At 63.8% G+C, this 26,400-nt stretch carries 27 protein-coding genes; 7 read left to right on the top strand and 20 right to left on the bottom strand.

Annotated features, from left to right (window positions below; all coding sequences use genetic code 11):
- Window positions 1–1,942: malate synthase G (locus tag JWR51_RS05855; RefSeq protein WP_299744988.1), on the top strand; the 1,942-nt coding region annotated here is incomplete at its 5' end.
- Between the two features lie 95 nt (window positions 1,943–2,037).
- Here JWR51_RS05855 and leuB read toward each other — a convergent pair.
- The 6 genes from leuB to JWR51_RS05825 form a co-directional block, all read right to left on the bottom strand.
- Entirely contained in the window at window positions 2,038–3,138 is a 1,101-nt protein-coding gene (gene leuB / locus JWR51_RS05850; protein WP_299744985.1) for a 3-isopropylmalate dehydrogenase, read from the bottom strand.
- A 15-nt stretch (window positions 3,139–3,153) separates the two neighbouring features.
- Window positions 3,154–3,567, bottom strand: a complete 414-nt coding sequence (locus JWR51_RS05845; RefSeq protein ID WP_299744982.1) for a GNAT family N-acetyltransferase — start codon at window positions 3,565–3,567, stop codon at window positions 3,154–3,156.
- Between the two features lie 5 nt (window positions 3,568–3,572).
- Window positions 3,573–3,959 carry a RidA family protein gene (locus JWR51_RS05840; RefSeq protein ID WP_299744979.1) on the bottom strand — a complete coding sequence of 129 codons (387 nt, stop codon included), beginning with the start codon at window positions 3,957–3,959 and terminating at the stop codon, window positions 3,573–3,575.
- A 14-nt stretch (window positions 3,960–3,973) separates the two neighbouring features.
- The gene (gene leuD / locus JWR51_RS05835; RefSeq protein WP_299744991.1) at window positions 3,974–4,579 is read right to left on the bottom strand and encodes a 3-isopropylmalate dehydratase small subunit; all 606 of its coding nucleotides are present in this window, start codon (window positions 4,577–4,579) and stop codon (window positions 3,974–3,976) included.
- 262 nt (window positions 4,580–4,841) lie between these two features.
- Window positions 4,842–5,792, bottom strand: coding sequence for an N-acetyl-gamma-glutamyl-phosphate reductase (gene argC / locus JWR51_RS05830; protein ID WP_299744976.1), 951 nt, complete (start codon window positions 5,790–5,792; stop codon window positions 4,842–4,844).
- A gap of 83 nt (window positions 5,793–5,875) precedes the next feature.
- Window positions 5,876–6,337 carry an SRPBCC domain-containing protein gene (locus tag JWR51_RS05825; protein WP_299744974.1) on the bottom strand — a complete coding sequence of 154 codons (462 nt, stop codon included), beginning with the start codon at window positions 6,335–6,337 and terminating at the stop codon, window positions 5,876–5,878.
- A gap of 97 nt (window positions 6,338–6,434) precedes the next feature.
- Between JWR51_RS05825 and deoD the strand changes: the two genes are divergently transcribed.
- Window positions 6,435–7,145: a purine-nucleoside phosphorylase gene (deoD, locus tag JWR51_RS05820; protein WP_299744971.1), complete on the top strand. Its 711-nt coding sequence runs from the start codon at window positions 6,435–6,437 to the stop codon at window positions 7,143–7,145.
- Between the two features lie 67 nt (window positions 7,146–7,212).
- Window positions 7,213–7,512, top strand: a complete 300-nt coding sequence (locus tag JWR51_RS05815; protein ID WP_299744969.1) for a hypothetical protein — start codon at window positions 7,213–7,215, stop codon at window positions 7,510–7,512.
- 12 nt (window positions 7,513–7,524) lie between these two features.
- Here JWR51_RS05815 and JWR51_RS05810 read toward each other — a convergent pair whose 3' ends face one another.
- The 3 genes from JWR51_RS05810 to leuC form a co-directional block, all read right to left on the bottom strand.
- Complete coding sequence (locus tag JWR51_RS05810; RefSeq protein WP_299744966.1) at window positions 7,525–8,826, bottom strand: GGDEF domain-containing protein; 1,302 nt, start codon at window positions 8,824–8,826, stop codon at window positions 7,525–7,527.
- A 260-nt stretch (window positions 8,827–9,086) separates the two neighbouring features.
- Complete coding sequence (locus JWR51_RS05805) at window positions 9,087–9,515, bottom strand: metallopeptidase family protein (protein ID WP_299744963.1); 429 nt, start codon at window positions 9,513–9,515, stop codon at window positions 9,087–9,089.
- Window positions 9,506–10,912: a 3-isopropylmalate dehydratase large subunit gene (gene leuC / locus JWR51_RS05800; protein WP_299744960.1), complete on the bottom strand. Its 1,407-nt coding sequence runs from the start codon at window positions 10,910–10,912 to the stop codon at window positions 9,506–9,508. Before leuC ends, JWR51_RS05805 begins: the two co-directional genes overlap by 10 nt.
- A gap of 214 nt (window positions 10,913–11,126) precedes the next feature.
- On the opposite strand from leuC, the gene JWR51_RS05795 reads away from it, so the two are divergent.
- Window positions 11,127–12,440, top strand: a complete 1,314-nt coding sequence (locus tag JWR51_RS05795; protein WP_299744957.1) for a hypothetical protein — start codon at window positions 11,127–11,129, stop codon at window positions 12,438–12,440.
- A gap of 77 nt (window positions 12,441–12,517) precedes the next feature.
- Entirely contained in the window at window positions 12,518–13,690 is a 1,173-nt protein-coding gene (locus tag JWR51_RS05790) for an ATP-grasp domain-containing protein (protein ID WP_299744954.1), read from the top strand.
- 135 nt (window positions 13,691–13,825) lie between these two features.
- On the opposite strand, the gene purH is transcribed toward JWR51_RS05790, so the two are convergent.
- The 4 genes from purH to htpX form a co-directional block, all read right to left on the bottom strand.
- The gene (purH, locus tag JWR51_RS05785) at window positions 13,826–15,409 is read right to left on the bottom strand and encodes a bifunctional phosphoribosylaminoimidazolecarboxamide formyltransferase/IMP cyclohydrolase (RefSeq protein WP_299744952.1); all 1,584 of its coding nucleotides are present in this window, start codon (window positions 15,407–15,409) and stop codon (window positions 13,826–13,828) included.
- Window positions 15,410–15,640: 231 nt separating this feature from the next.
- On the bottom strand, window positions 15,641–17,284 hold the full coding sequence (locus JWR51_RS05780; protein WP_299744949.1) for a heparinase II/III family protein: 1,644 nt from the start codon (window positions 17,282–17,284) through the stop codon (window positions 15,641–15,643).
- Window positions 17,285–17,585: 301 nt separating this feature from the next.
- The gene (locus JWR51_RS05775) at window positions 17,586–18,890 is read right to left on the bottom strand and encodes an RsmB/NOP family class I SAM-dependent RNA methyltransferase (RefSeq protein ID WP_299744946.1); all 1,305 of its coding nucleotides are present in this window, start codon (window positions 18,888–18,890) and stop codon (window positions 17,586–17,588) included.
- A gap of 9 nt (window positions 18,891–18,899) precedes the next feature.
- Window positions 18,900–19,883: a zinc metalloprotease HtpX gene (gene htpX, locus JWR51_RS05770; protein ID WP_299744944.1), complete on the bottom strand. Its 984-nt coding sequence runs from the start codon at window positions 19,881–19,883 to the stop codon at window positions 18,900–18,902.
- 96 nt (window positions 19,884–19,979) lie between these two features.
- On the opposite strand from htpX, the gene JWR51_RS05765 reads away from it, so the two are divergent.
- Complete coding sequence (locus JWR51_RS05765) at window positions 19,980–20,177, top strand: DUF1674 domain-containing protein (RefSeq protein WP_299744941.1); 198 nt, start codon at window positions 19,980–19,982, stop codon at window positions 20,175–20,177.
- Here the strand turns inward: JWR51_RS05765 and JWR51_RS05760 are convergent.
- From JWR51_RS05760 to ccmA, 7 genes are read right to left on the bottom strand one after another with little or no spacing between them, the layout of a single operon-like run.
- A complete protein-coding gene (locus JWR51_RS05760; protein ID WP_299744938.1) occupies window positions 20,174–20,473 on the bottom strand; it encodes a type II toxin-antitoxin system RelE/ParE family toxin in 300 nt (99 codons plus the stop codon). The two genes, JWR51_RS05765 and JWR51_RS05760, sit on opposite strands and share 4 nt — an antisense overlap.
- Window positions 20,463–20,738 carry a type II toxin-antitoxin system ParD family antitoxin gene (locus JWR51_RS05755; protein ID WP_299744935.1) on the bottom strand — a complete coding sequence of 92 codons (276 nt, stop codon included), beginning with the start codon at window positions 20,736–20,738 and terminating at the stop codon, window positions 20,463–20,465. The genes JWR51_RS05760 and JWR51_RS05755 overlap by 11 nt, the downstream gene beginning before the upstream one ends.
- A gap of 45 nt (window positions 20,739–20,783) precedes the next feature.
- A complete protein-coding gene (locus tag JWR51_RS05750) occupies window positions 20,784–21,317 on the bottom strand; it encodes a DsbE family thiol:disulfide interchange protein (protein WP_299744932.1) in 534 nt (177 codons plus the stop codon).
- A complete protein-coding gene (gene ccmD, locus JWR51_RS05745; protein WP_299744929.1) occupies window positions 21,317–21,490 on the bottom strand; it encodes a heme exporter protein CcmD in 174 nt (57 codons plus the stop codon). The genes JWR51_RS05750 and ccmD overlap by 1 nt, the downstream gene beginning before the upstream one ends.
- Window positions 21,487–22,251, bottom strand: coding sequence for a heme ABC transporter permease (locus JWR51_RS05740; protein WP_299744926.1), 765 nt, complete (start codon window positions 22,249–22,251; stop codon window positions 21,487–21,489). The genes ccmD and JWR51_RS05740 overlap by 4 nt, the downstream gene beginning before the upstream one ends.
- Window positions 22,252–22,261: 10 nt before the next feature.
- Entirely contained in the window at window positions 22,262–22,927 is a 666-nt protein-coding gene (ccmB, locus tag JWR51_RS05735; RefSeq protein ID WP_299744923.1) for a heme exporter protein CcmB, read from the bottom strand.
- On the bottom strand, window positions 22,924–23,559 hold the full coding sequence (ccmA, locus tag JWR51_RS05730) for a heme ABC exporter ATP-binding protein CcmA (RefSeq protein WP_299744920.1): 636 nt from the start codon (window positions 23,557–23,559) through the stop codon (window positions 22,924–22,926). Before ccmA ends, ccmB begins: the two co-directional genes overlap by 4 nt.
- Window positions 23,560–23,718: 159 nt before the next feature.
- Between ccmA and acnA the strand changes: the two genes are divergently transcribed.
- Window positions 23,719–26,391 (top strand): aconitate hydratase AcnA, encoded by a 2,673-nt coding sequence (acnA, locus tag JWR51_RS05725; protein WP_299744917.1) that lies wholly within the window; start codon window positions 23,719–23,721, stop codon window positions 26,389–26,391.
- Window positions 26,392–26,400 lie beyond the last annotated feature (9 nt).

Raw genomic sequence — 26,400 nt, 5'->3', positions numbered from 1 at the left:
CGGCTGGCACAAGGCAAACCCGGCCCGCCCCATCGATGCGGCTGCCAACACCGCTTTCCTCAAAGAAATCGGCAATCTGGTGCCCGAAGGCGCCGACTTCCAGATCGCCACCGCCAATGTCGATCCGGAAATCGCCACCATCGCGGGACCGCAGTTGGTGGTGCCGCTGACCAATGCGCGCTTTGCGCTCAACGCCGCCAATGCGCGCTGGGGCAGCCTGTATGACGCGCTGTACGGCACTGATGCGATTGCGCAGGACGGCGAGCTGGCCGCCGGCAAGGGCTATAACCCCAAGCGCGGCGAGAAAGTCATCGCCCTTGCCCGCGGCGTGCTGGACGGGGCAGTCCCGCTGGCGGGCGGTTCGTGGAAAGACGTTGGCGCGCTGACGATTGAAAATGGTTCGCTGAAGCCGGACCTGAAGAACCCGTCGCAATTCAAGGGTTATGTCGGCGATGTCGATGCGCCGTCCGTCATTCTGCTGGTGCACAACAATCTGCACATCGAAATCCATCTCGACCGCACCACGCCCATCGGCAAGACCGACAGGTGCGGCATCAGCGATGTGGTGCTGGAATCGGCCATCACCACCATCATGGACTGCGAAGACTCCATCGCCGCGGTGGATGCGCAGGACAAGGCCGACGCCTATGCCAACTGGCTGGGCCTGATGAATGGCAGCCTGAGCGCCAGCTTCGAGAAAGGCGGCAAAACATTGGAGCGCCGCGCCAATCCGGACCGCACCTATACCGGCGCCGATGGCAAGCCGCTCACCCTGCCCGGCCGCAGCCTGCTGTTCATCCGCAATGTCGGCCACCTGATGGCCAGCGACGCCATCCTGCTGCCGGATGGCAGCGAGATCGGCGAAGGGCTGATGGACGGCGTCGTCAGCTCGCTGATCGCGTTGCACGACATCAAGGGCAGCAAAGCCAACAGCCGCAAGGGCAGCATTTATATCGTCAAACCCAAGATGCACGGCCCCGCCGAAGTTGCTTTCACCAACACCATGTTCGACGGCATCGAGGACCTGCTGGGGCTGGAGCGCCACACCATCAAGATGGGGGTGATGGACGAGGAACGCCGCACCTCCACCAATCTCAAGGAATGCATTCGCGCCGCCAAGGACCGCATCGTCTTCATCAACACCGGCTTCCTGGATCGCACCGGCGATGAGATGCACACCTCGATGTATGCCGGGCCGATGGTGCGCAAGGGCGAAATGAAAACCAGCAAATGGCTGTCCGCCTATGAAGACCAGAATGTGGATATTGGCCTGGCCTGCGGTTTCCAGGGCAAGGCGCAGATCGGCAAGGGCATGTGGGCGATGCCCGACAAGATGGCCGACATGCTGAAAGCCAAGATCGGCCATCCCAATGCCGGCGCCAGCTGCGCCTGGGTGCCGTCGCCCACCGCCGCGACCTTGCACGCGCTGCATTACCACCAGCTCAATGTGAAGGCGCGGCAGGATGAGCTGAAGTCGCGCCCGCGCGCCAAACTGTCGGACATCCTCACCATCCCCTTGGCCGACCGCCCCAACTGGTCGCCAGACGAAGTGCAGCAGGAGTTGGACAATAACGCCCAGGGCATTTTGGGTTATGTCGTGCGCTGGGTGGATCAGGGTGTCGGCTGTTCCAAGGTGCCGGACATCCACAATGTCGGGCTGATGGAAGACCGCGCCACCTTGCGCATTTCCAGCCAGCATATCGCCAACTGGCTACAGCACGGCATCTGCAAACCGGAACAGGTGACCGAAACCCTCAAGCGCATGGCCAAGGTGGTCGACCAGCAGAATGAAGGCGATCCCCTGTATCAGCCCATGGCGCCCGCCTACGATGGCATCGCCTTCAAGGCGGCGTGTGACCTGGTGTTCAAGGGCAAGGAACAGCCGAGCGGCTATACCGAGCCGCTGTTGCATCAGGCGCGTCGTGATCTGAAGGGCGACTAAACACCTCACCATGGGCGGGCTTGACCCGCCCATCCAGGGCAACAGATACCGTGATTGCGACTCTGGATGGCCGGCTCAAGGCCGGCCATGGAGAGTCAGGCGGACTTATCCAGCGCCTTGAGGATCGCATCTGTCATGGCCGTGGTGCCGACCTTGGTCATGCCCGGCTGCATGATGTCGCCGGTGCGGAAGCCGTCGGCCAGCACCTGGTCCACCGCCTTTTCCAGACGCGCCGCCTCGTCCTTCATGCCGAAGGAATAACGCAGGCACATGGCGAAGGAGAGGATGGAGGCGATGGGATTGGCCAGGCCCTGACCGGCGATGTCGGGCGCCGAGCCGTGTATGGGCTCGTACAAGGCCGACGGCAAACCGTTCGCCTTCTTGTCGCCCAGCGAGGCGCTGGGCAGCATGCCGATGGAGCCGGTGAGCTGGGCGGCTTCGTCCGACAGCACGTCGCCGAACAGATTGTCGGTCACCAGCACGTCGAACTGCTTGGGATTGCGCACCAGCTGCATGGCGGCATTGTCGGCCAGGATGTGCTCCAGCTTGACGTCGGGATAATCCTGGGCGACGCCCTTGACCACTTCGTCCCACAACACGCCGGACTTCATGACGTTCTTCTTGTCGGCCGAATGCACGCGATTGTTGCGGGTGCGGGCCAGGTCGAACGCCACGCGGGCGATACGGTCGATTTCATAGGTCTCGTAGACCTGGGTATCGATGCCGCGCTTCTGGCCGTTGCCCAGATCGGTGATGGTCTTGGGCTCGCCGAAATAGACGCCGCCGGTCAGCTCGCGCACGATCAGGATGTCGAGGCCCTCGACCAGTTCGCGCTTGAGCGAGGAGGCATCGGCCAGCGCCGGATAGCAGATCGCGGGCCTGAGGTTGGCGAACACCGCCATTTCCTTGCGCAGGCGCAGCAGCGCGGCTTCCGGGCGCTGCTCATAGGCGACATGGTCCCACTTGGGCCCGCCCACCGCGCCAAACATCACCGCATCGGCGGCCAGCGCCTTCTGGGTGTCCTCGTCGGTGATGGCCACCTGATGCTTGTCATAGGCCGAGCCGCCGGCAAGGCCCCGGTCGGTGACAAAATCGGTGAGCTGTTCGGCATTGGTCCAGGCGATGACCTTTTCCACCTCCGCCATGATTTCGGTGCCGATGCCGTCGCCGGGAAGCAGGAACAGGGAATGGGTCATGGTGATCTCGCGGACCTAGAGGGTTTTGGACAGAAAATAGCGGGCGCCGCCGGGCGGGTAATCCTCGATGGTGCCGAACACCGAATAGCCCAGCTTTTCATAGAACGGGCGGGCCTGGAACGAGAAGGTGTCGAGCCAGATACCGACGAGGCCCATCGCGCGCGCATGGGCTTCGGCCTGAGCCATGATCTGCGTGCCGATATTCTGGCCGCGCAGGCTTTCGGGCACGAATAGCAGTTCGATAAACATCCAGCGATAGGAGGTGTAGCCCGAAAGCCCGCCAATGGTGGTGCCGGCGTCATCGCGGATTAGCACCGCGACATCGCGATAATCGCGCAGCGTGGTCTTGGACCGATTGAAGGCGACCAGTGCATCCTGGATCGCCTTGCGGTCGGCCTCCGTCGGCGCTGCGTCGAGCACGATTTCCATGGCGTTTAGCTGTTGCTCGCGCCGATGCGGGCGGTGACTTCGATCTCGACCTTCATGCCGGCTTCGATCATTTGCACGATCAGCATCGAGGCGGCCGGGCGGATGTCCCGGAATACCGGGCCGACGGCGGCGACGACGGCGTTCACGTCATTGCGGTCGCCGATGTAGTAGACCACTCGCACGGTGTCCTGAAGCGAGGAGCCGGCTTCCTTGAGCGCCTTGTCGATGGTTGCGAGCGCGTTGGCGGCCTGCACGCCGACATCGTCGGGCATGGTCATGGTGGCGTAATCATAGCCCGTGGTGCCCGACACATAGACGGTGTCTTGGTGGCGCACAGCGCGGGAATAGCCAAAAGTCGCCTCGAAGGGCGAACCGGTAGAAACGCGCTGCATTTTTGGGCCTTTGGTTAGAGCCAGGGGCGGTTTTCCGCCATTTTGTTTTCGAACCCGGAAATGGCCGGATCGGACTTCAGCGTGCCGGCGATATCGTCGAGGCCCTCAAGCAGGATCTGCTTGCGGCTTGGGTCGATGTCGAAATGGATCTCGCCGCCATCGGGGCCGCGCACGGTCTGGGCTTGCAGGTCGACGGTCAGCGTCGCGTTGGCGCCGCGCTCGGCATCATCCAGCAGCAGCTTGAGCTGCTCGGGCGAGACAACGAGGGGCAAAATCCCGTTCTTGAAGCAGTTATTGTAGAAGATGTCGGCAAAGCTGGTCGAGATCACGCAGCGGATACCGAAATCGAGCAGGGCCCATGGGGCGTGCTCGCGCGAGGAGCCGCAACCGAAATTGTCGCCGGCCACGATGATCTTGGCGCCCCGATAGGCGGCTTTGTTGAGCACGAAATCGGGGTTTTCGGTGCCGTCCTCGTTGTACCGCATCTCGGAAAACAGCGCCGTTCCCAGACCCGTCCGCTTGATGGTCTTGAGGTACTGCTTGGGGATGATCATGTCGGTGTCGATATTGATGATCGGCAGCGGCGCCGCGACCCCGGTCAATGTCGTGAACTTGTCCATGGGAAAGCCTTCCTTGGTTGGGGCTTTCATGCCGTACTCTTGGGTACGCGGTCAAGCCGCGATTGGGGGAATCCGTTCGGTTGGGACCACCACGCTCTCAGTCGTCACCCCTCTCCCCTTGCGGGAGAGGGCGTCTTGACCGCGTCCAGCGGGCAAGCCGGGTGAGGGGTTGCCTCCGCATCAGCAAACTGCGGCGAGATCGCGACACCTCATCCGCCCTTCGGGCACCTTCTCCCGCAAGGGGAGAAGGGAGGCAGAAAGGTCAGGCCGCCAGACCCATCGCGGCGTCCACACCCAGCATCAAGTTCAAATTCTGCACTGCGGCGCCCGAGGCGCCCTTGCCGAGATTGTCGTAGACGGCGGCGATGACGGCCTGCTGGTGGTCGTCGTTGGCAAACACATGCAGGGTCATCGTATTGGTGCCATTGTGCACCTGCGGATCAAGCGCGGCCGACTTGGTCTGTCCCGACGCGAACGGAGCAACCCGCACGAAACTATCGGGAATGGAGGCGTAGTAATCGGCAAGGGCTGCATGCAGATCACGGCCGGTGGAAATCTCCGCCATGAGGTCGAGATGGAGCGGCACCGTGGTGGTCATGCCCTGCGCGAAATTGCCGACAACCGGCTCGAACAGCGGTGTGCGGTTGAGCCGGGCATAGAACGCCATTTCGGGCAGGTGCTTGTGCACGAAGGTCAGCGCATAGGGCATGTACTGGCTCGGCGTGGCCGCGCCCTCATATTCGGCAATCATCTGCTTGCCGCCGCCCGTATAGCCGGAGACGCCGTGATAGCTGATCGGATAATCGGCCGGCACCAGCCGGGCCTCGACCAGCGGCCGGAGCCCCGCAATCAGCCCCTGCGGCCAGCAGCCGGGATTGGTGACGAGGCGCGCATTGGCGATCACATCGGCCTGATCCTTGTCCATCTCGGCAAAGCCGTAGGCCCATTCGGGATCGGTCCGGAACGCCGTCGAGGCGTCGATGACGCGCGTCGTCGAATTGGTGATCAGCGAGACGCTTTCCCGGGCCGCATCGTCGGGCAGGCACAGGATCGCCACGTCGGCGGCGTTGAGCAATTCGGCCCGCGCGCCGATATCCTTGCGCCGGTCAGCGGGGATCGACAGCAGTTCGAGGTCGCGCCGTCCGGCCAGCCGATCGCGGATTTGCAGGCCCGTCGTGCCAGCTTCGCCATCAATGAAGATTTTCGCGACCATGATTGGGCTCCTCGTCCAGTTTTGCGTAAATGGACTTCAACCATGACAAGGTCAAGACCTATGCGGACCAGGACTTCTGCGGGTCAAGGCCTGGTCAGCAAAACGTCGACCTGCTCCAGCATCTGCCGCCAGCTCCGTTCGGTGCGCTCGCGATGCTCGTCCCATTTGGCGAGCATCTCATGATAGAGGGTCACCACCGCGCCGGGGCCGTCCGGGTCGGGCTCGATGATCAGCGTCACCTTGGACGGATCATTGGCCACCGCATCGCTGGTGATCCAGGTGAAGACGATTCTCCTGGGCCGGTCGAGATGGCGGTAATGGCCCCAATGGCGCGCTTCCTGCCCGTCGCGCCGGTCGGTGAACAGGAAAGCCCCGCCCACGACGGGATCGGTGCCGCAGGCGAGCATTTCGCCCGCCAGCCCGCTTTGCTTGAGTGACGCCGTCATCCACAGCCGAATCTGCTTGGGATCGAGCCAGGCGTCATAGATTGCGGCCGCGCGGGCCGGCGATTTGTGAGTTACCTTGGCTTCGATGGTATCGGCCATGTCGTCCTCCTCTGGCAATCGCAATACCCATTCAACGCGGCTTGCTGGCTCTGCGTTGCGATGGCAGTTTGCGCACCTATTCTCACAGGAGCGCGCCATGACCCCGCATAACCACGCCAAGCTCGGCGATTACGCCCCCGCTGTGCTGCTGCCGGGTGATCCGTTGCGCGCCAAATGGATTGCCGAAACCTTCTTCGAAGCGCCGCGCCTGGTCAATTCGGTGCGCAATTGCCTGGGCTATACGGGCACCTGGAAGGGCAAGCCGGTATCGGTGCAGGCCAGCGGCATGGGCCAGCCATCTCTGGCCATCTATGTGCACGAGCTGATCAACGTTTACGGCGTGCAATCGCTAATCCGCGTCGGCACCTGCGGCGGGCTCAATGCCAAGGTCAAGGTGCGCGACGTGATCCTGGCCCAGGGCGCCTCGACCGACAGTTCCATCGTCAAGGGGCGCTTTGGCGCCTTCAATTTCGCCCCGATCGCCGATTTCGGGCTGCTGCGCTCCGCCGCCGACAAGGCCGAGGCCGCGGGACTGCGCTTTCACGCCGGAAATTTGCTGTCCTCGGACATTTTCTATCATGCGGACGGCTTTGCGGGTTACGACAAGCTGCCCGAGCACGGGGTGCTGGGCGTCGAAATGGAAGCCGCGGTGCTTTATACGCTGGCGGCCCGTTTCGGCGTCAAGGCGCTGACCATCTGCACCATGACCGATTGCCTGATCACTCATGAGGAAATCAGCGCCGACGAGCGCCAAAGCTCGCTGACCGAAATGGTGGAACTGGCATTGGACGTGGCGGTGGAAAGCTAAGAGACCGCTTGCGGGAACCATAAAGGGCGCCCACGATTGTCCGATAGAGACAATCCAGGAGCGCCACATGGCCAAGACTCTGACATCGCGCGACGATATCCGCCAATGGGCGACGGCGCGCGGCGGCAATCCGATGTTGATGGAAACCCCGGACGGCACCGGCAGCCGCACGCTGCTCAACCTGACCTTCGGGCAGGAGGCGCTCAACTCGGACAATAATGAAGGTCCCGACCGTGTCGGTGGCTATCAGCTCGTGAGCTGGGAGGAATGGTTCGAGGCGCTGGATGCCAACAAGCTGTCGCTACGCGTGTCGGACGATCCCTCGGGCGGCAGCGAGGCGGAGTTCGAGTTCGTCGAGCGGGGCTAAATCAGGCGGGCCTTATGCGCTGGCGGCGAGATTGATTTGCCGGGCATGCCGAGGCCGATCTTCTGCGACGTCTTGCGTGATGACCCGGTTGCGCCCGCCTTTTTTGGCGGCATAAAGCGCCATATCGGCGCGGGCCATCAGAGCGTGCAGGCTTTCACCTTCCTGGTGCATGGCAATACCGGCGCTGAGAGTTACGCCCCAGCCGATCTCGTCGCCGAAATCGGACGCCGAAAGACCCGCCCTGATCGTATCGGCGAAAACTCGCGCCGCCCCCGGATCGCTCCCGCCGAGAACAACCGCGAATTCCTCGCCACCGACGCGACCGGCCGTCTGGTGCAGTGCCGTCATTTCCCGCAGAAGCTGGCCTAGCCGGGCGATCACCCGATCGCCCGCCGCATGTCCGGCCGTGTCGTTGACCCGCTTGAAATGGTCGATGTCGAACAGGATCACGCAGACCGGCCGGGCGCTGGGCTCGCGCAATAGGGCGGCCGCGGTTTCTTCGAATGTGACGCGATTGAGCAGGCCCGTCATCGCATCGATGGTCGAGCGCTCCCGCATCCTGTCCAGCTCGGCCAGCATGTCGCGCAGAACCAGCGCGATGGCCAGGGTGAGCAGCGCCACGACGGTAATCAGCGTCGCCGTCAAGGGTTGCTCCACCGGCGGGTGCGGACCTGGTGGCGGCGTGAAATCGAGGAGACCGCGCATGGGTGGTGGTGGATCGAGGGCTATCGCCTGGCCGGGATCGCTGCCCGCGCCCAAGGCGCCGCGCAGCACGGCAGGCTGCCGGTCCGGGGCGAGGGCGCGCGCGAGGCCGCCCGGATGGATCAGTTGCAGCATGATGATGGTGGCGACACCGATGCTCAGCGTCAGCCCATAGGCCCAGGCGCCCGCGCGATAGACCAGCACGGCAGACCACGCCATGAACACCAGGGTGGGAAGGGGGCCGATGAGAAACCAGTAATGCGGACGCGCATGCAGCAGCGTCAGGATGGTGGCGGTGATCAGGAACAGGACGCCACAGGCCAGCATGCGGCCAATGGGACTGGTGCGGGTCGCGCCGGCGTGGTGCAGCCCATAGGCAACCAGGCACGCCGCCGCATAGAGGCTGCCCCAACTGAACCACTTGATCCAGCCAACCGGCATGCCGAAGCGCAGTGTCATCGTCCCCAGCCACAGCGCCAGCAAGACGAAACTGCCAGCCCACCAGACAAAGGCCTTCAGTCGACGATTGATCGCATAGGCGACCAGTAGGGCGACCGCCAGCAGCAGCGCCGTTATGGCGGCGGCCAATGAGAACACATCAACTTGGGCCACGGCGTCCACTCCCTCGCCACGCGAGCATAGAGGAGGTGCGTTAACGCAACCTTTGAGCGGGAGCGAACCCTCAGGATTTTCAAGGTCTTGGGACAGGACGCGCTCAATTGCGAGTGAAGCCGTGCTGATGGTGCCGTTCCACTGCCCCTTCGCCGGACTTGATCCGGGGGCCTGTCCGAGTGTCGCGCTGGCTGCGAGTGGCCCGCGGATCAAGTCCGCGGGAAGACCGGCGGGAGTGGGGTCATTAGTGGCCCGAAGCCTTATTCCCGCTCGGCCGCCGTCTCGATCGCTTCCATATCGTCATCGGAAAACCCGAAATGATGGCCGATTTCGTGGACCAGCACGTGGGTGACGATTTCGCCCAGCGTGTCGCCCTCATTCTCAGCCCAGTAGTCCAAGATGGCGCGGCGGTAGAGGATGACATTGTTGGGCAATTGGCCGGTCTGCGGCACGGCGCCGCCCTCGGTGAGGCCGGTGCCGACAAACAGCCCCATCAGCTCGAACGGGCTTTCCATGTCGAATTCTTCGAGCACGTCCTCTTCGGCGAACTCGGCGACCGAACAGGTAATATCTGATGCCAGCGACCTAAACGGCTCGGGCAGGCTATAGAGCGCTTCGCGTGCCAAAGCCTCGAAGTCGTCGAGGGAGGGCGCCAGGCGCTCTCCCCACTGGTTGGGGCTTATTGCCACTCGCGGATATCGACGAAGTGGCCGGCAATGGCCGCCGCGGCAGCCATGGTGGGCGACACCAGATGAGTGCGGCCCTTGAAGCCCTGGCGGCCTTCGAAATTGCGGTTGGAGGTGGAGGCGCAGCGTTCCTGCGGCTTGAGCTTGTCGGCGTTCATGGCCAGGCACATCGAGCAGCCGGGCTCGCGCCATTCGGCGCCGGCTTCCTTGAAGATGATATCGAGACCCTCGGCCTCGGCCTGTTCCTTGACCAGGCCCGAGCCGGGCACCACCATGGCGTTGACGGTGGACGCCACCTTCTTGCCCTTGAACACGGCAGCGGCGGCGCGCAGGTCTTCGATACGGCCATTGGTGCAGGAGCCGATAAAGACGCGATCGACGGCGATTTCGGTGATCGGAGTGCCGGGGACGAGGCCCATATAATCCAGCGCGCGCCATTTGGAGGCGCGCTTGTTCTCGTCGGCGATATCGTCGGGATTAGGCACGGCGCCCAGCACCGAAATCACGTCCTCCGGGGAGGAGCCCCAGGAGACGATCGGCGGCAGGTTGGCAGCGTCGAGAACCACGACCTTGTCATAGACCGCGCCCTCGTCGCTGTTGAGGGTCCGCCAATAGTCGACGGCCATGTCGTAGGCTTCGCCCTTGGGCGCGCGCGGGCGGCCCTTGACGTATTCGAAGGTCTTTTCGTCGGGCGCGATCAGGCCGGCGCGGGCGCCGCCTTCGATGGTCATGTTGCAGACCGTCATGCGGCCTTCCATGCTGAGGTCGCGGATGGCCTCGCCCGCAAATTCGATGACGTGGCCGGTGCCGCCGGCCGTGCCGATCTCGCCGATGATGGCGAGGATGATGTCCTTGGCGGTGACATGGGGCGGCAGCTTGCCATCGACCCGCACCAGCATGTTCTTGGCCTTCTGCTGGATCAGCGTCTGGGTGGCCAATACGTGCTCGACTTCGGACGTCCCGATGCCGTGGGCCAGGGCGCCGAACGCGCCATGGGTCGAGGTGTGGCTATCGCCGCACACGATGGTCATGCCCGGCAGCGTAAAGCCCTGCTCGGGGCCGACGATGTGCACGATGCCCTGGCGATGATCGAAGGCGTCATAATATTCGATGCCGAAATCGCGCGTGTTCTCGGCCAGGGCCTCGATCTGGATGACGCTTTCGGGGTCCGGATTGGGTAGGCTGCGATCAGTGGTGGGCACATTGTGGTCGACCACGGCGAGCGTGCGCTCGGGGTGACGAACCTTGCGGTTGTTCATGCGCAGGCCCTCGAAGGCCTGGGGGCTGGTCACTTCATGCACCAGATGGCGATCGATATAGAGCAGGCTCGTGCCGTCTTCGTTGTTCTGGACCAGATGGTCGTCCCAGATCTTGTCGTAGAGCGTGCGGGCCTTGGTCATATCGGTGTTCCAGCAAAAGACAGCAAAGTTTGGAGCCGTTCTAAGCCGCAAGCGGCGATGGGTCAAGCGTTGGCGTACCGCCGGGTACGGTTTTGGATCACACTGGCGTTTGCGCGTAGTTAGGAGAGCGCCATTTAACCGAATTCTCATGCCTGCCGGCCCATAGATCAGGCGCGGCGGGACGAGCTATTGGGCGTCCGCCATGGAGCCATGGATGCGATCGTTCTGGCAGGTCATCATGCCGGTTTTCGGGCTTATGGGAGCGCGACTGGCCGGGGCGGGGTTTGGCTTTGTCAGCCAGATCGTGCTGGCGCGCGCCTTCGTGCCCCATGATGTGGGCGTGGCGTTCCTCGCCATCAGCGTCACCTCGTTCGTCAGCCTGCTGATCACCTGCGGCTATCACACTATCGCGCTGACCTATCTGGCGCGGTTCCAGGCCTTTGGGCGCAGCCAACTGGTCTGGGCGTTTCTCCATGCGGCGCGGCGCGACATGATGATCGTCGCCGTGGTGCTGGTGGCATTGTCGCTGCTGGCCATGGTGCTGCTGCCCGATCACGATACCGCCAAGGCGTTCCTCTACGGCACATTGGCCGCTGTGCCACTGGCGGCGATCCGCCTGAACAACAGCGCGGCCAATGCGCAGAAGCGCTTTACCCTCTCCTATGCACCCGATTTCGTAGTGCGCCCGGCACTGCTGCTGGCCTTCATTGGCGCCATGGTGCTGCTCGGGGTGCAGCGCAATATCGATTATGTGCTGGTGGCCATGGTGGTTATCGCGGTCGCGGTCGCGGTCGGACAGGCGATACTGCTCGGAGCCGACAACGCCTTTGTGCGCGGCCGGGCAAAACCATCGCGCGATCTGCGACGCTTCTACCGGCGACGGGCGGCGGCGATGCTGATGTTCACCGTCGTGGCCGGGGCAACGGCTGATCTCGTCGTTTTGATCGGCGGATTTTTCCTCGCCCCCAGCGATGTCGCCGTGCTCGGCGTGGCGGTGCGAGTGGCAGCGTTGGTAGGATTTTTCAGTTCGGCCTCACAACAATTCGTGTTGCGCGATCTGGTGTCGGCGATGGCGAGGCTCGGCCGGGGCGAGGTCGATGCGCTGCTGTGGCGCACCAATATTACCGGGCTCGCCACCATGTTGGCGGCTACGCTGTTCGTGCTGGTGTTCGGCCATCTGGTGCTGGCGCTATTCGGGCCCGATTACGCCGCAGGCTATTGGCCGCTCTTGATTTTTCTCATCAGCCAGGTGGTGCGGGTGATGGGTGGCATGAACGGGCAACTGCTCGCCTTGGGCGGCCATCAGGTGCGCAGTGCAGCGACCTGCGTGGTGGCCGTGGTGCTGCTGGTCGTGCTGGCCGCAGTGCTGACGCCGCTCTGGGGATTGGTCGGCATCGCGCTGGCGACGCTGGGCGCCGAAGTGTTCTGGGCGATCAGCCTTGGCGTGCTGACGCAGCGGCTCGAAGGACGGCGCGGCGATATTTTCCAGGGGCTTTCAACTCATCAATTCTTTACGGCGTCCCGCTAAGAATAAGCCGTTGCGGAACTTAATCTTTCTCCCAGTGTGGTCCATCGTGCGGTGTTCTCAGTGTGATCGGGCCTGCGGTGAGTGATCCAAAAATCGCTGGAGCGATTATCCTCGGCGGCTCCTACGGGAGCCTCGCCGTGGCGCGCAGCTTTGGCCGACAGGGCATCGCGGTCGGCTATTTCAGCGCTGCGCGCAGCGTGGCGCAATATTCGCGCTATGTGACCCATCATGTGCCCTGGCGGGGACCGGGCGATCTGAATGCGCTAGACGTTCTGTTCGCGGCCGCCGACCGGCTGGGCATGAATGGCTGGCTGCTTCTGCCCAGCGGCGATGCGGAAGTGCAGTTCGTGGCGCAGAACTTTTCCGCCTTGGCGGCGCGATTTACGCTGGTCACGCAGGACTGGGCGGCGCTGGAACAGCTCAACAATAAGGCGCAGCTCTATCGCCTCGCCGATTCGCTGGGGATCGACTATCCGCGTGTCTATGCCGATGGCATCGCGGCGGATCGGCCGGCGGACGAGATGCGGTTTCCGGTGGTGATCAAGCCGTCCTCAACGGAAAAATCCAATCCTCTGACCAAGGCCAAAGCGTGGAAGGCCGAAAACGCGGCGGACTATGCCGAGAAATATGCGCTGGCGACGGAGTACATGGGGCCGGGCGGTTTCGTGGTGCAGGAACTGATCCCCGGCGGTGGGGAAAGCCAGTTCTCCTATGCGGGGCTCTGGAACCGGGGCGTGGAAGTGTGCGGGCTGACGGCCCGACGGTCGCGGCAGTTTCCCGCCGAGTTTGGCACCAGCCCATTTGTGGAAACTACCGAGCAGCCGCGCGTGCTGGCCGAGGCGCAGGCACTACTCAAGGCGGTCGATTATCACGGGCTGGTCGAAGTCGAATTCAAGCTCGACGCGCGCGATGATCGGCTGAAACTGCTCGACGTCAATACGCGTATCTGGGCCTGGATCGGGCTGGGTGCGGCTGCGGGGCTGGATTTTCCGATGCTGGCGGCTGCCATGGCGAAGGGGCGTTTGCCGATCGGTCTCAAGCCGACCTACGGCGCAAGCTGGGTCCGTGCTATTCCCAATGCCCTGTCGCTGGTGCAGTCGCTGCAGCGCAGCGGCGGCCTTGGCTACGCTGCCGGCCGCTCGCTGTCGCTGCGCGCCGGCCCGGCGATCTTCGCGCTGGACGACCCGCTGCCGGCGCTCATGGAGCTTCCCATCCAGGTGCTGCGCCGGCTATATCCGGCTCAAGCTTGATCTGTCCCCAACCACCGCCCTTCCCGCGGACTTGATCCGCGGGCCTCTATCAGCATGGCACAAGGGGCGAGTGGCCCGCGGGTCAGGCCCGCGGGAAGGAAGAAGAGGAAGGTGGAAGAGTGCGCGCCAAACGGCCTAGTGCCGGAAGTGGCGCATGCCGGTGACCACCATGGCGATGCCGGCGGCATCGGCGGCGGCAATCACCTCGTCGTCGCGCATCGAGCCGCCCGGCTGGATCACGGCGGTGGCGCCGGCGGCGACCAGGGCTTCAAGCCCATCGGCAAACGGGAAGAAGGCGTCGGAGGCGACGACCGAACCCTGGGTCAGCGCGCCGGTGATCCCGGCCGCTTCGGCGGCGTCGATCGACTTGCGATGGGCGACGCGGGCGGAGTCGACTCTGGACATCTGTCCGGCGCCGATGCCGACGGTGGCGCCATCCTTGACATAGATGATGGCGTTGGACTTGACGTGCTTGGCCACCTTGGCGGCCAGGCGCAAGTCGGCCATTTCGGCGTCGGTGGGCTGTTTCTTGGTGACGACGCGCAGCTCGTTGTCATCGACATTGCGATTGTCGCGGGTCTGGACCAGGAGACCCCCGGCGACGGAGCGCACGGTCAGTCCATCCGCCTTGGGATCAGCGAGACCGCCAGTCAGCAGCAGGCGCAGGTTCTTTTTCGCGGCGATGATGGCTTCAGCCTCGGGCGTGGCCGATGGCGCGACGATAACCTCGGTGAACACTTTGACGATTTCGGTGGCGGTCGCGGCGTCGAGTTCGCGGTTGAGCGCCACGATGCCGCCGAAGGCGCTGACCGGATCCGTGCGCAGGGCGTTTTTGTAGGCGGTCAGGAGATCGCCGGCCACGGCTACGCCGCATGGATTGGCATGCTTGATGATGGCGACGGCCGCGACGGTGGCGGGATCGAACTCGGAGACCAGTTCGAACGCCGCGTCGGTATCGTTGATGTTGTTGTAGCTCAGCGTCTTGCCCTGAACCTGCTTGGCGGTGGCGACGCCGGGGCGGGTGTCACCATTGGCGTAGAAACCGGCCCATTGATGCGGGTTTTCGCCATAGCGCATCACTTCGCGGAGCGAGCCGGCGAAGGAGCGATAGGGGATTTCGGGATAATCGATCGCCTTGGCGAACCAGGTCGAGATGGCGCTGTCATAGGCGGCGGTACGGGCATAGGCCTTGGCGGCGAGCCGCTGGCGCAACGCGTAGGGCACGCCGCCGGTCTCGGCGATGGCGGCGAGAATAGCCGGATAGTCGGCGGGATCGACCACGACGGTCACAAAGGCGTGGTTCTTGGCCGCCGAGCGCACCATGGCGGGACCGCCGATATCGATGTTCTCGATGATGTCGTCATAACTGGCGCCCGAGGCCACGGTCTTTTCGAACGGGTAGAGGTTGACCGCGACCAGATCGATCGGGCCGATCTCGTGGGCGTCCATGGAGGCCTTGTGATCGGGGTTGTCGCGCACGGCCAGCAGGCCGCCATGCACCTTTGGGTGCAGGGTCTTGACGCGGCCGTCCATCATTTCGGGGAAACCGGTCAATTCGGAAATCTCACGAACTGGCAGGCCGGAGTCGCTGATCAGCTTGTGGGTGCCGCCGGTCGAGACCAGCTCGATCCCCGCATCGGAGAGGCCCCTGGCAAAGTCGGTCATGCCGGATTTGTCGAACACCGAAAGAAGGGCTCGGGTGATCTTGACCGTTTCCATGATTTTGCCTCGCGCTGGAATGATGGGCGGTGGCTAACACGAAGTTGGGGGCAGGGGAACCGGGGAAAGGGCATGAGGGGTAGGCGGATTGAGCTGTGATCGTTCTCACAATCGCCGTCCCTTCCCGCGGACTTGATCCGCGGGCCTCTTGCCGCTTGTGCCGGGTTGAGAGGGGCCCGCGGGAAGGACCGTGGGTGGGGTGCGTTGTGCCCGACTTATGACTTCAAAGGCTTAAGGCTGTTCCAGCGTAAAGATCCATGCCACTTCGGCGCCGGGATTGACCTCGGCCTCCAGCACCAGTTGCCGCGTCTTGGCAAAGCCCACATAGGAGGATTGGCGCACGCTGTCTTCCTCGTGGAATTCGGCGCCTTCCCACAAAAAGCTCCACACTGCGCCATTGGGCAGCACCAGCCGCACGATGCTTTCGCCGCGTATGCGGCGCACCGCGACGCGCGGCGCGAGATGAAAGCGCACGGCCAGCAGGCCTTTGGCGGTCCCGCCGGCAGCGATCATGCGGTCCTGGCCGACCAGCGTCGTGCCGCCCGACAGCAGGGTCAGCCGGCGTTCGAGGGTTACGCCAAAGCGCTTGGCATAGCCTGAGGTGGTTAAAGTAAGAAGATGATCGGCGGCGTGCAGGGTCATTGCCGGCGCCGGCCCGGCCTGCAGCAGCCTTCCGGCTCTGGAGCCTGAACTCGCCACCGGCTGGGCGTCTTCGGCATCGATGGTGGGGGTCGAATGGGCGATGCCCTGGCGGAACAGCGGCTTGCTGGCCGGCAGATCAGACGGAGCGGGGCCGCAGGAGCCCAGGATCAATTCGGTGCCGTGGCTGAATTCAAAGGCCAGCGCGCTGGAATGGGCCTCATTGGCGAGGCCGGGCGGCGGCACCAGACCGCTATCGGCGACCACCACCGCGTCGCCGTCGCGCAAAATGCCGTAGCCGCCCAGCAGCATGCTCTTGCGCTTGCGGGTCGAGCCATTGGCCTGCACGGCAATCAGCACGTCGTGGGGCAATTGCCCACAGCCGTTGAAATAAACCGGCTCGCCCGAGCCGAGCGTCAGCGCGTCGAGGCTTTCATGCATGCGCTCGACCTGCGCCGCCAGTTCACCGCTGGCCTCGGTCTTGTGGCTGCCCAAGGCGCGCCGAATGCTGGCCAGTTCGACCAGCAATTGCATCTGCAGGCGCGGATTGCGCGACATATGCATGCCGTCATTGTCGAGCTGCACATCGAGCAGCAGGTTGAGCCGCTCGACATATTTGTCGATATTGACCTTGTCGCCCTGTTCGCACAGTTCGGCGCCCACCAGCGCAATTGCGGCGAACATCTCGTCGGTGGGGTCGCCCGCCAGCTTGCGGCGCACTTTCAGCGATTGAATCTGGGTGCCGAGCGAGCGCTGGATGGTGCGACTTTGGTCGGCATTGGCGTCCTCGAGCAGCAGGCTCAGGTGGCGCAGCCAGTTGAGTACGCGTTGGGCGCAGAGCGCCGGAGCCCAGGTGTCGCGGGTGAACTGGCCGTCGCGGCCGATCCAGTCGAGCACAAGGGTGCGGGCAAAGCGGCGTTCGCCGGCGTCGCGCACATCGCGGAAATGGCGCAGCCAGGAAAAGCTGTTGAGGCTCCACAGCCAGTCGGCATGGTCGACCTCGAGGCCAAAGGGCGAGGTGCCGCCGCTTTCGATCAGCTTGGAGGCCAAAAGGTAACGCCCGGCCATCATTTCGCGCACGGCTTCTCGGTCGCTGGGGCGGAATTCGGGCAGATCGCCCGCAAAGGCGTCATCGGCCAGGCCCGTCCAGCTCCAGCGCAAAGCCGGCACGGTCAGCACATAGTCGGCGACGCCCAGCGCCAGCCGGCGCGTGCCAAAGCGAACCCCTTCCAACATCAGGACTGCCTCGCCGGCTTTCCTGCCGGCGCGCAAATGTGTGTGGTCATGCCGCTCAATAGGTTGGTCTCGGGCGTCTTCTGGTTCGCACTTGCATGGCGCAGACTAGCATCATGAAGTTAACCTGTCCGTAACCACGGCCGGTAATCCCCGCAAGGTTCAGCTCGTGTGGCCAGTTGGTGATGCCGGGCTGCAAATGACGATTTTCTGCGCTTCCGGTGCTCACGTACAAACGTACGCTGCGCTCCGGGTCTCGAAAACCACCATTTTCGCTCCGGCCTGACGCAACTGTCCGCACGACCTAGCGGCGACGAAAGCGGGCCACGAAGAAGCCGTCCATGCCGCCATCGAGGTTATTGGGCCGCATGCCCGGATGGGTGCGCACTAGGCCCGAGGGCAGCACAGCCTGTTCGAGGCCGGCCATTTCATCCTTGGAAATCGGCAGCAGATCGAGGCCCGGCAGGGTGTCGAGCGCCCACTGCACCTGCTTTTCGCCCTCGGCGGGCTCCAGCGAGCAAACGCAATAGATCAGCACGCCTTCGGGTTTGAGGCAGCGCAGGGCATTGATCAGCAGGGATCGCTGCAGCCGGACGCGGCCTTCTACGTCGGCGACCGAACGGTGCCAGATTACCTCGGGGTGGCGGCGGAAGGTACCGGTGGCCGAACAGGGCGCATCGAGTAGCACGCCATCGAAGAGACCGGCGGGCGCGTAAGTGCCGGCATCGGCGGTGACGATGTCGGCGCTGTAGTTGAGGCGGGCCAGGTTTTCGCTGAGCCGCTCGATGCGCTTGGCATCGTTGTCGAGCGCGGTGACGGTGTAGCCGGCCTTGATTAGTTGCGCGGTCTTGCCGCCGGGTGCGGCGCAGAGATCGAGCACGCGCGAGCCGGCGGGCAGGTTCAGCAGGCGCGCGGGAATGGCGGAGGCGGCGTCCTGCACCCACCAGTTTCCATCGGCAAAGCCCGGCAGGGCTTCGACCGGGCGGTCGCGAGTATCGACGCGGACCGTATCGGAGATCACCGGGCTGGCGCCCAGTGCTTCGATGAGGTCGGCGTCGTTCTGCTTGAGGGTGATATCCAGCGGCGCGCCGGCCAGCAATGCTTCGGTGAAGGCATCGATGGCGTCCTCCCCATAGGCCTTGAGCCAGGTATCCCCAAAGGTGTCGGGGATCAGCAGGTCGTCTTCGAGCATGGAGAATTTGGCCGAATTGGCCTGCGCGGTGCGCAAAACGGCATTCATCAGGCCGGATAGGTGGCGCGCCTTGGCGTCGCGTTTGACCGCTTCGACGGCGAGGAACAGCGCGCTATGGGCGCCGAGATCGGGCAGAAACACCAGTTGTGCCAGGCTCAGGCGCAGCACGGCTTCAAAACTGCCGGACTTGCTGGGCATGCCCTTATCGAGCAGCGCATGGATGATGAAGTTGAGCTGGCCCTGGCGGCGCAGGGCCGTGGTGATCAGCCGGTTGGCCAGCGCGCGGTCGCGGCTGTCGGCAACATCGCTCGCCCCGAGCGGAATGAAATTGTCGCCATTGAGGACGGCGCGCAGGCGCTGGGCGGCGGCAAGGCGGAGCGCAAGCCCCGCCGGTTCAGGTTTTTTAGACTTAGCCAATAGGTGCTCTTAGCCCCAGGGACCCCGTTGTCCGCCATCCTCGTCGGTTCGTCCGACGGTCGGCACGCGCCAGCCGCCGCCACTCACCGGCGCAGCATTCTGCGGGGTTGGACGGGGCTGAGGCCTGCGGCCCTTATCGTCCACACTCATCTCCGCCGCAAGCTGGCGCAGCGCATTAATGCGATTGGCGGTATCGGGGTGGGTGGAAAAGAGGTTGTCCATGGCCCGGCCCGACAGGGGATTGATAATGTACATGTGGGCCATGGCGGGGCTGCGTTCGGCCGCCACATTGACGGTGTGCCCGGCGCTGGCGGCGATCTTGCCTAGCGCCGAGGCCAGAGCCAGCGGATCGCCGGAAATCTCGGCGCCATCGCGGTCGGCCTCGTATTCGCGGGTGCGGCTGACGGCCATCTGCACCAAGGCGGCGGCCATTGGGGCGAGGATCAACATCAGGATGCCGCCGAACGGTCCGAGCGGATTGTTGCGGTTATTGCCGCCGCCGAAGAAGAAGCCGAACTGCGCCAGCATGCCAATCGCACCCGCGAAGGTGGCGGTGATGGTCATGGTCAGCGTGTCGCGGTTGCGGATATGGGCCAGTTCGTGGGCGATGACGCCGGCGATTTCGCGGGTTTCGAGGCTCCGCAGCAGGCCGGTGGAGACGGCGACCGCGGCGTGATTGGGGTCGCGCCCTGTCGCGAAGGCATTGGGCTGGTCGGTTTCGATCACATAGACCGCGGGCGTCGGAATACCGGCTCGTTTGGACAGGGTATCGACCATGTCATAGAGCTCGGGCACGCGGGAGCGTTCGACCGGCTGGGCATTCTGCATGCGTAGTACCAGTTGATCGGAATTCCAGTAGCCGATGAGATTGGTCACCAGTGCCACCCCGAAGGCGATCATCATGCCGCCGGTGCCGCCGATGAAGTAGCCGACCGCCATGAAGATCGCGGTCAGCGCGGCCAGCAGGACGGTGGTGCGAAAGGCATTGAACATCGGGACCTCGACAAACACGTATGACAGGCAAATATGTTGTGCAGCCAATGGTTGCATGCAAGTGCGCCTGACCAAAGCGTAATGAAGGAGGGCTCGATGTCCGACGAGACCAACGAGACGCCGCGCAAGCCCTTGACGCCGGCCGCCCAGCGGGCGCTCGCCGAGGCCGAAGCGCGGCGGCGCGAAATCGACGAGAAGGTGGCCAAGGCGCCAGCCGAAAAAGGTGGACGTGGCGGGCTGGAGCCCGCGCGCTATGGGGACTGGGAGATCAAGGGGCTGACCAGCGACTTTTAAGGGTCGAACTGCCTGATCTTGCTGAGATTACTCATATGAGCCACTGCCAGAATCAAGACGGTGGTGCCATCTACCTCGTAAACTACGACATGCGAACCGTGCGGATGGCGGCGCCATTGCCGCGACAGCTTGTTGTTCACTGGTCGACCAATTCCAGGATTTTTGGCGATAAGCTTAAAGCACGCATCGAGCTCAATCTGATAACGTTCGGCCTGCGCGTCTCCGAATGTTTCAATAGAATAGGCGTAGATTGCCCGCAGATCATCGCTTGCTTCGACTGTAAGCTTATAAGCCAAAGCGAGCCCGCCGCGCTGCCACGAGCTGGCGTGCTTCTTCGAATATCTCCTTGGGCGTCTTTTCGCTGATTCCGCTATTAGCCGAGTCTTCCAGCATCTGCTGGAATTCTTCCAACGTGTACTGATAGTTCGGATCGCGCCGGTCCCTGTCCCGTCGCACCGCATCGCGCACATAGTCGCTGGTCGAGGCGTAGTCGCCGCGCTTTACCTGTTCTTCGATCCAGTCCTTCATCGGGTCCGGAAGGGACACTGTCATTGTCGCCATGGGAATCTCCTTTGGCGACAAAATAACAAAAATTCACAAAGATTGCTATCCTCGCGCCTTGGCGATGGCGGGGAGGAGTTCGTTGTCCACGGTTTGAGGGGTCAGCGGGCCGGTCACCTTGAAGGTGATGATGCCATCGGCATTGACCACAAAGGTCTCGGGCACGCCGTAGACGCCCCAGTCGATGGAGACGCGGCGGTCGCTGTCGGCGCCGACGGCGTCATAGGGATTGCCGAGTTCGTCGAGGAATTTCTTGGCATTTTCGGGCGCGTCGCTCTGGTTGATGCCGAAGAGGCGCACCCCGGCGACGTCCTTCATGGCCGTCAGCAGGGGATGCTCGGCGCGGCAGGGGATGCACCAGCTGGCAAAGACGTTGACGACGGTCACCTGGCCCTTGAGGCTGGCTGTATCGAAGCCCGGAACGCCGAGCTGATCGACGGGCGCGAGCGTGAATTGCGGCGCCGGCTTGTCGATCATCACCGAGCGGATCAGGCTGGGATCGCGGTTGATCGAGCCGGCAAAGATCGCGAACAGCGCGACCAGCACAATCAGCGGCAAGGCAAACAGCACATAGCGCATCAGGCGGCGGGTCCGGCGGAGCGGCGGCGAATGCCGCGGGCTTCGAGCGCCGCGGTTTTGCTCGCGGTGCGGCGGGCATCGAACAGCGTCCAAAAGATCAGCGCGGCGACGGCCAAGGTGACGCCCGCGTAGGCGGCGATGATGAAGACCGCGTGGGGACCAAGATCGATCATGCCGAGGCTCCGGTCTGCGCGGCCTGGCGCTGCAGCGCCATCAGGCGGCGGCGGGCGACTTCGGTGTGCATGGCTTTGAGATGCAGGGTCAGGAACAGCATGGTGAAGGCGATGGCCATGACCAGCAGCGGCGTCAGGATGGAGGGCGGCATATGCGGGCCCCTCATGGTGAAGACGCTGGAGGGCTGGTGCAAAGTGCTCCACCAATCGACCGAGAATTTTATGATCGGGATGTTGATGGCGCCCACCAGGGTGAACACCGCGATGACGCGGGCGGCGCGAAGCTGGTCGTCAAAGGCACGCCACAGCGCCACGATGCCGAGATAAATCAGCAGCAGTACCAGGGTCGAGGTCATGCGGCCGTCCCATTCCCAGAACGTGCCCCAGGTGGGACGGCCCCAGAGCGAGCCGGTGAACAGCGCCAAGGCGGTGAAGGTGGCGCCTAGGGGCGCGGCGGCCTTCATCGACACATCGGCCATCGGATGGCGCCAGACCAGCGAGCCGATCGCCGACACCGCCATGATGCCGTAGACGAACTGGCTCAGCCAGGCGGTGGGCACGTGGATGTACATGATGCGTACCGTATCGCCCATCTGGTAGTCTTCGGGCGAATTGAAGAAGGCGAACCACAGGCCCACGGCAAACAGGGCCGCCGTCACGATGGTCAGGGGCCACAGCCATGACCGCGTCAGCGCCACGAACTGGCCGGGATGGGCGAGGCGGTTCCAGAGACTGGGTTTGGGCGCGGTATCGGTGGTCATCGGGACGGTCCTAATCCTCGCCTGAGCTTATCGCAAGAGCGGCGGCGAAGGGAGAGAGCGCCAGCGTGATGAGGCTGATTGCCGCAAGGAACAGCAGGGCGGAGCCCGAAAGGTCCGGCCCAGGACCGGTGGAGATGGCGCCGACGCCGAAGATGAGGACGGGCACTGCCAAAGGCAGGATCAGCACCGGCGCAATCAGCCCGCCACGGCGGATCGAGACGGTGACGGCGGCCCCGATGGCACCCAAGGCGGCCAGTGCGGGGGTGCCGACCAGCAGCGACAGCACGACACGCCAGAATGCCGCGCCATCAAGCGCCAGCATGACCGCGAGGAGAGGACTGGCGACGATCAGCGGCACGGCCGAGACGATCCAGTGAGCAATCACTTTTGCGGCAACGATCGCCGAAAACGGCAGGTCGGCATGACGCAGGAGGATCAGCGTGCCGTCCTCGTGGTCGGCGCGAAACAGCCGGTCGAGCCCGAGCAACATGGAGAGGAATGCGGCGATCCACACCACGCCGGGCGCGAGGCGGGCCAGCAGGTCGCGGTCGGGGCCGACGGCGAAAGGCACGACGACGCCGATCATGACGAAGAACAGCACCAGTGTCAGCACATCGCCGCCGGTGCGGATGGAAAGGCGCAGTTCGCGGGCGATGACGGCGGCGAAAGCGCTCAATGCCCGCCCGCCATAACCAGAGTCTCGACGCGGTTGGGATCGGCAGGGGTGATCGGATCGTGGGTGGCCGCGACCACCAGCCCGCCGGCATCTAAATGCGCGTCGATCAGCCGCGTGACAAGGTCATGGCCTTCGGTATCGAGCGCGGCGGTAGGCTCGTCGAGCAGCCAGAGCGGCCGGGCACTAACCAGCAGCCGGGCGAGGGCGAGCCGGCGGCCCTGGCCGGCAGAAAGATAGCCAGCGTCGAGCCCCGCCACATGTTCGAGACCGATGGTCTCCAAAGCCTCAAGGGATGCGGCGCCGGTCGGGCCATTGAGCTGCGCCCAGAAGTCGAGGTTCTCCAGGACGCTCAACCGCGGTTTGATTGCATTGCGGTGGCCGCAATAATGCAGCAGGGGGCCATCTTCGGCCGTGGCGCCGTCGAGACTGAACCCGCCATCCAGCGCCTCGACGATTCCAGCCAGCGTCAGCAACAGCGTGGATTTGCCCACCCCATTGGGTCCGCGCAACAGCAGGCATTTGCCATTCTGGACCGAAAATTCCAGCCCCTGGGCAAGCGCTATCCCGCCGCGGCCGACGGCCAGAGCGTGCGCGGAAAGGGCCAGGGGGCCAAAGACTTGCCGTTCGGTCATGACCCCTTCTCGTATTGAAGCCATGGTCGTGCTGGCAAGCCCAATCTTTGTTCTCTATAACCCCAATAGTTTGGAGTCATTCCAGAAAAGGCGGTGTTAACGGCCGGCGGGCTAAACACTGTCTTCACAGCAGCAAATCGAATGACAGGGCGGGACCCGATGGCCTCTTTGAACAGCTTCAAGTCGAAAAAGACCCTGGTGGTCGGCGGCAAGACCTACACCTATTTTTCCATTCCCGAGGCCGAAAAGAATGGTCTGGCGGGCGTTTCGGCGCTGCCCGGCTCGATGAAGGTGGTGCTGGAAAACCTGCTGCGCTTCGAGGACGACCGCACCGTGACGCGCGCCGATATCCTGGCCGTCGCCGAATGGCTCAAGAGCCGCACCTCCGAGCAGGAAATCTCCTACCGCCCGGCCCGCGTGCTGATGCAGGATTTCACCGGCGTGCCCGCCGTGGTGGATCTGGCCGCCATGCGCGATGCCACCAAGGCGCTCGGCGCCGATGCGCAGAAGATCAACCCGCTGGTGCCGGTGGACCTCGTTATCGATCACTCGGTGATGGTGGACAGCTTTGGCAGCGCCGCCTCGTTCGGCCAGAACGTCGAGCTTGAATATGAGCGCAATGGCGAGCGCTACGAATTCCTGCGCTGGGGCCAGAAGGCATTCGACAACTTCCGCGTCGTGCCGCCCGGCACGGGCATCTGCCATCAGGTGAACCTGGAATACCTGGCCCAGACCGTCTGGATCCGCGACGAAGACGGCGAGACCGTCGCCTATCCCGATACGCTGGTGGGCACCGACTCGCACACCACCATGGTCAATGGCCTCGCCGTGCTCGGCTGGGGCGTCGGCGGCATCGAGGCTGAAGCCGCCATGCTGGGCCAGCCGATCACCATGCTGATCCCCGAAGTCGTCGGCTTCAAGATGACCGGCAAGATCAACGAAGGCATCACAGCAACCGATCTGGTGCTGACCGTCACCGAAATGCTGCGCAAGAAGGGCGTGGTCGGCAAGTTTGTCGAATTCTACGGCCCCGGGCTCGATTATCTCTCGCTGGAAGATCAGGCGACCATCGCCAATATGGCGCCCGAATACGGCGCCACCTGCGGTTATTTCCCGGTCGATGCCGATACGCTGCAGTACCTCACCACCTCGGGCCGTGACCCGCATCGTGTGGCGCTGGTCGAAGCCTATTCCAAGGCGCAGGGCATGTTCCGCGACGCCAATTCGCCCGATCCGGTGTTCACCTCGACGCTCGAACTCGACCTCACCACCGTCGTGCCGTCGATCTCGGGCCCCAAGCGCCCGCAGGATCGTATCGCACTCGACAATGCCAAGCAGGCATTCGCCCTGGCCCTGCCCAAGGAATTCGGCAAGACCGATGACGTGCGCGTGCCGGTCGATGGCGCCGATTACACCATCGGCCATGGCGACGTGGTGATCGCTGCGATCACTTCCTGCACCAATACGTCGAACCCCTCGGTGCTGGTCGCCGCCGGCCTCGTGGCCCGCAAGGCCCGCGCGCTCGGCCTCGACTCCAAGCCCTGGGTCAAGACCTCGCTGGCCCCCGGCTCGCAGGTGGTCACCGATTATCTCGATAGCGCCGGCCTCTCGGCCGACCTCGACGCCATCGGCTTCAACCTCGTGGGTTACGGCTGCACCACCTGCATCGGCAATTCCGGCCCGCTGCCGGTGGAAATCTCCAAGGCCGTGCAGGCCGGCGATATCGTCGCCGCCTCGGTGTTGTCAGGCAATCGCAACTTCGAAGGCCGCGTGAACCCCGACGTCAAGGCGAACTTCCTCGCCTCCCCGCCGCTGGTCGTGGCCTATGCGCTGGCCGGCTCGATGAAGATCGATATCACCAAGGATCCGATCGGCACTGGCAGCAATGGCCAGCCGGTTTACCTCAAGGACATCTGGCCGACCAACCTCGAAGTCGCCGAGATCGTGCGCAAGCACGTCACCAAGGAGATGTTCCAGGGCCGCTATTCGGACGTCTTCAAGGGCGACACCAATTGGCAGAACATCGCCATCGATGACAGCGAAACCTATGGCTGGAACGGCAGCTCCACCTATGTGCAGAACCCTCCCTATTTCGAGGGCATGACTATGGAGCCCAAGCCGATCACCGATGTGTCCAATGCACGGGTGCTGGCGCTGTTCCTCGACTCGATCACCACCGACCACATCTCGCCAGCCGGTTCGTTCAAGGCCACCACCCCGGCGGGCAAGTATCTCGAAGAGCGGCAGGTTGCGCCCCGGGACTTCAATTCCTACGGCGCCCGTCGTGGCAATCATGAAGTGATGATGCGCGGCACTTTTGCCAATATCCGCATCAAGAACCAGATGCTGCCCGGCGTCGAAGGTGGCTATACTAAGGGGCCCGATGGCTCGCAGATGGCCATCTATGATGCCGCCATGGCGTTCCAGGCCGCCGGCACGCCGCTGGTGGTGTTTGCCGGCAAGGAATACGGCACCGGTTCATCGCGCGACTGGGCGGCCAAGGGCACCAACCTGCTCGGCGTGCGCGCCGTGATCGCCCAGTCCTTCGAGCGTATCCATCGTTCGAACCTGGTCGGCATGGGCGTCATCCCGCTGCAGTTCAAGGACGGCGAAAGCTGGCAGACCCTGGGCCTCGACGGCACCGAAACTGTGTCGATCGATGACGTCAACTCGATCGTGCCGCGCTCCATGGTGACGGTGAAAATCACCCGCGCCGATGGCACCAGCCTCAACGTGGAAACCCTCTGCCGCATCGATACCGCCAACGAGCTCGACTACTACAAGCATGGCGGCATCCTGCAATATGTGCTGCGCAGCCTCGTCGCCGCGTAGGGCTTTCGG

Origin of the sequence: Devosia sp., assembly GCF_028290625.1 — a bacterium.
Classification (GTDB): domain Bacteria; phylum Pseudomonadota; class Alphaproteobacteria; order Rhizobiales; family Devosiaceae; genus Devosia.
This window is presented reverse-complemented; position numbering and strand designations above follow the sequence as displayed.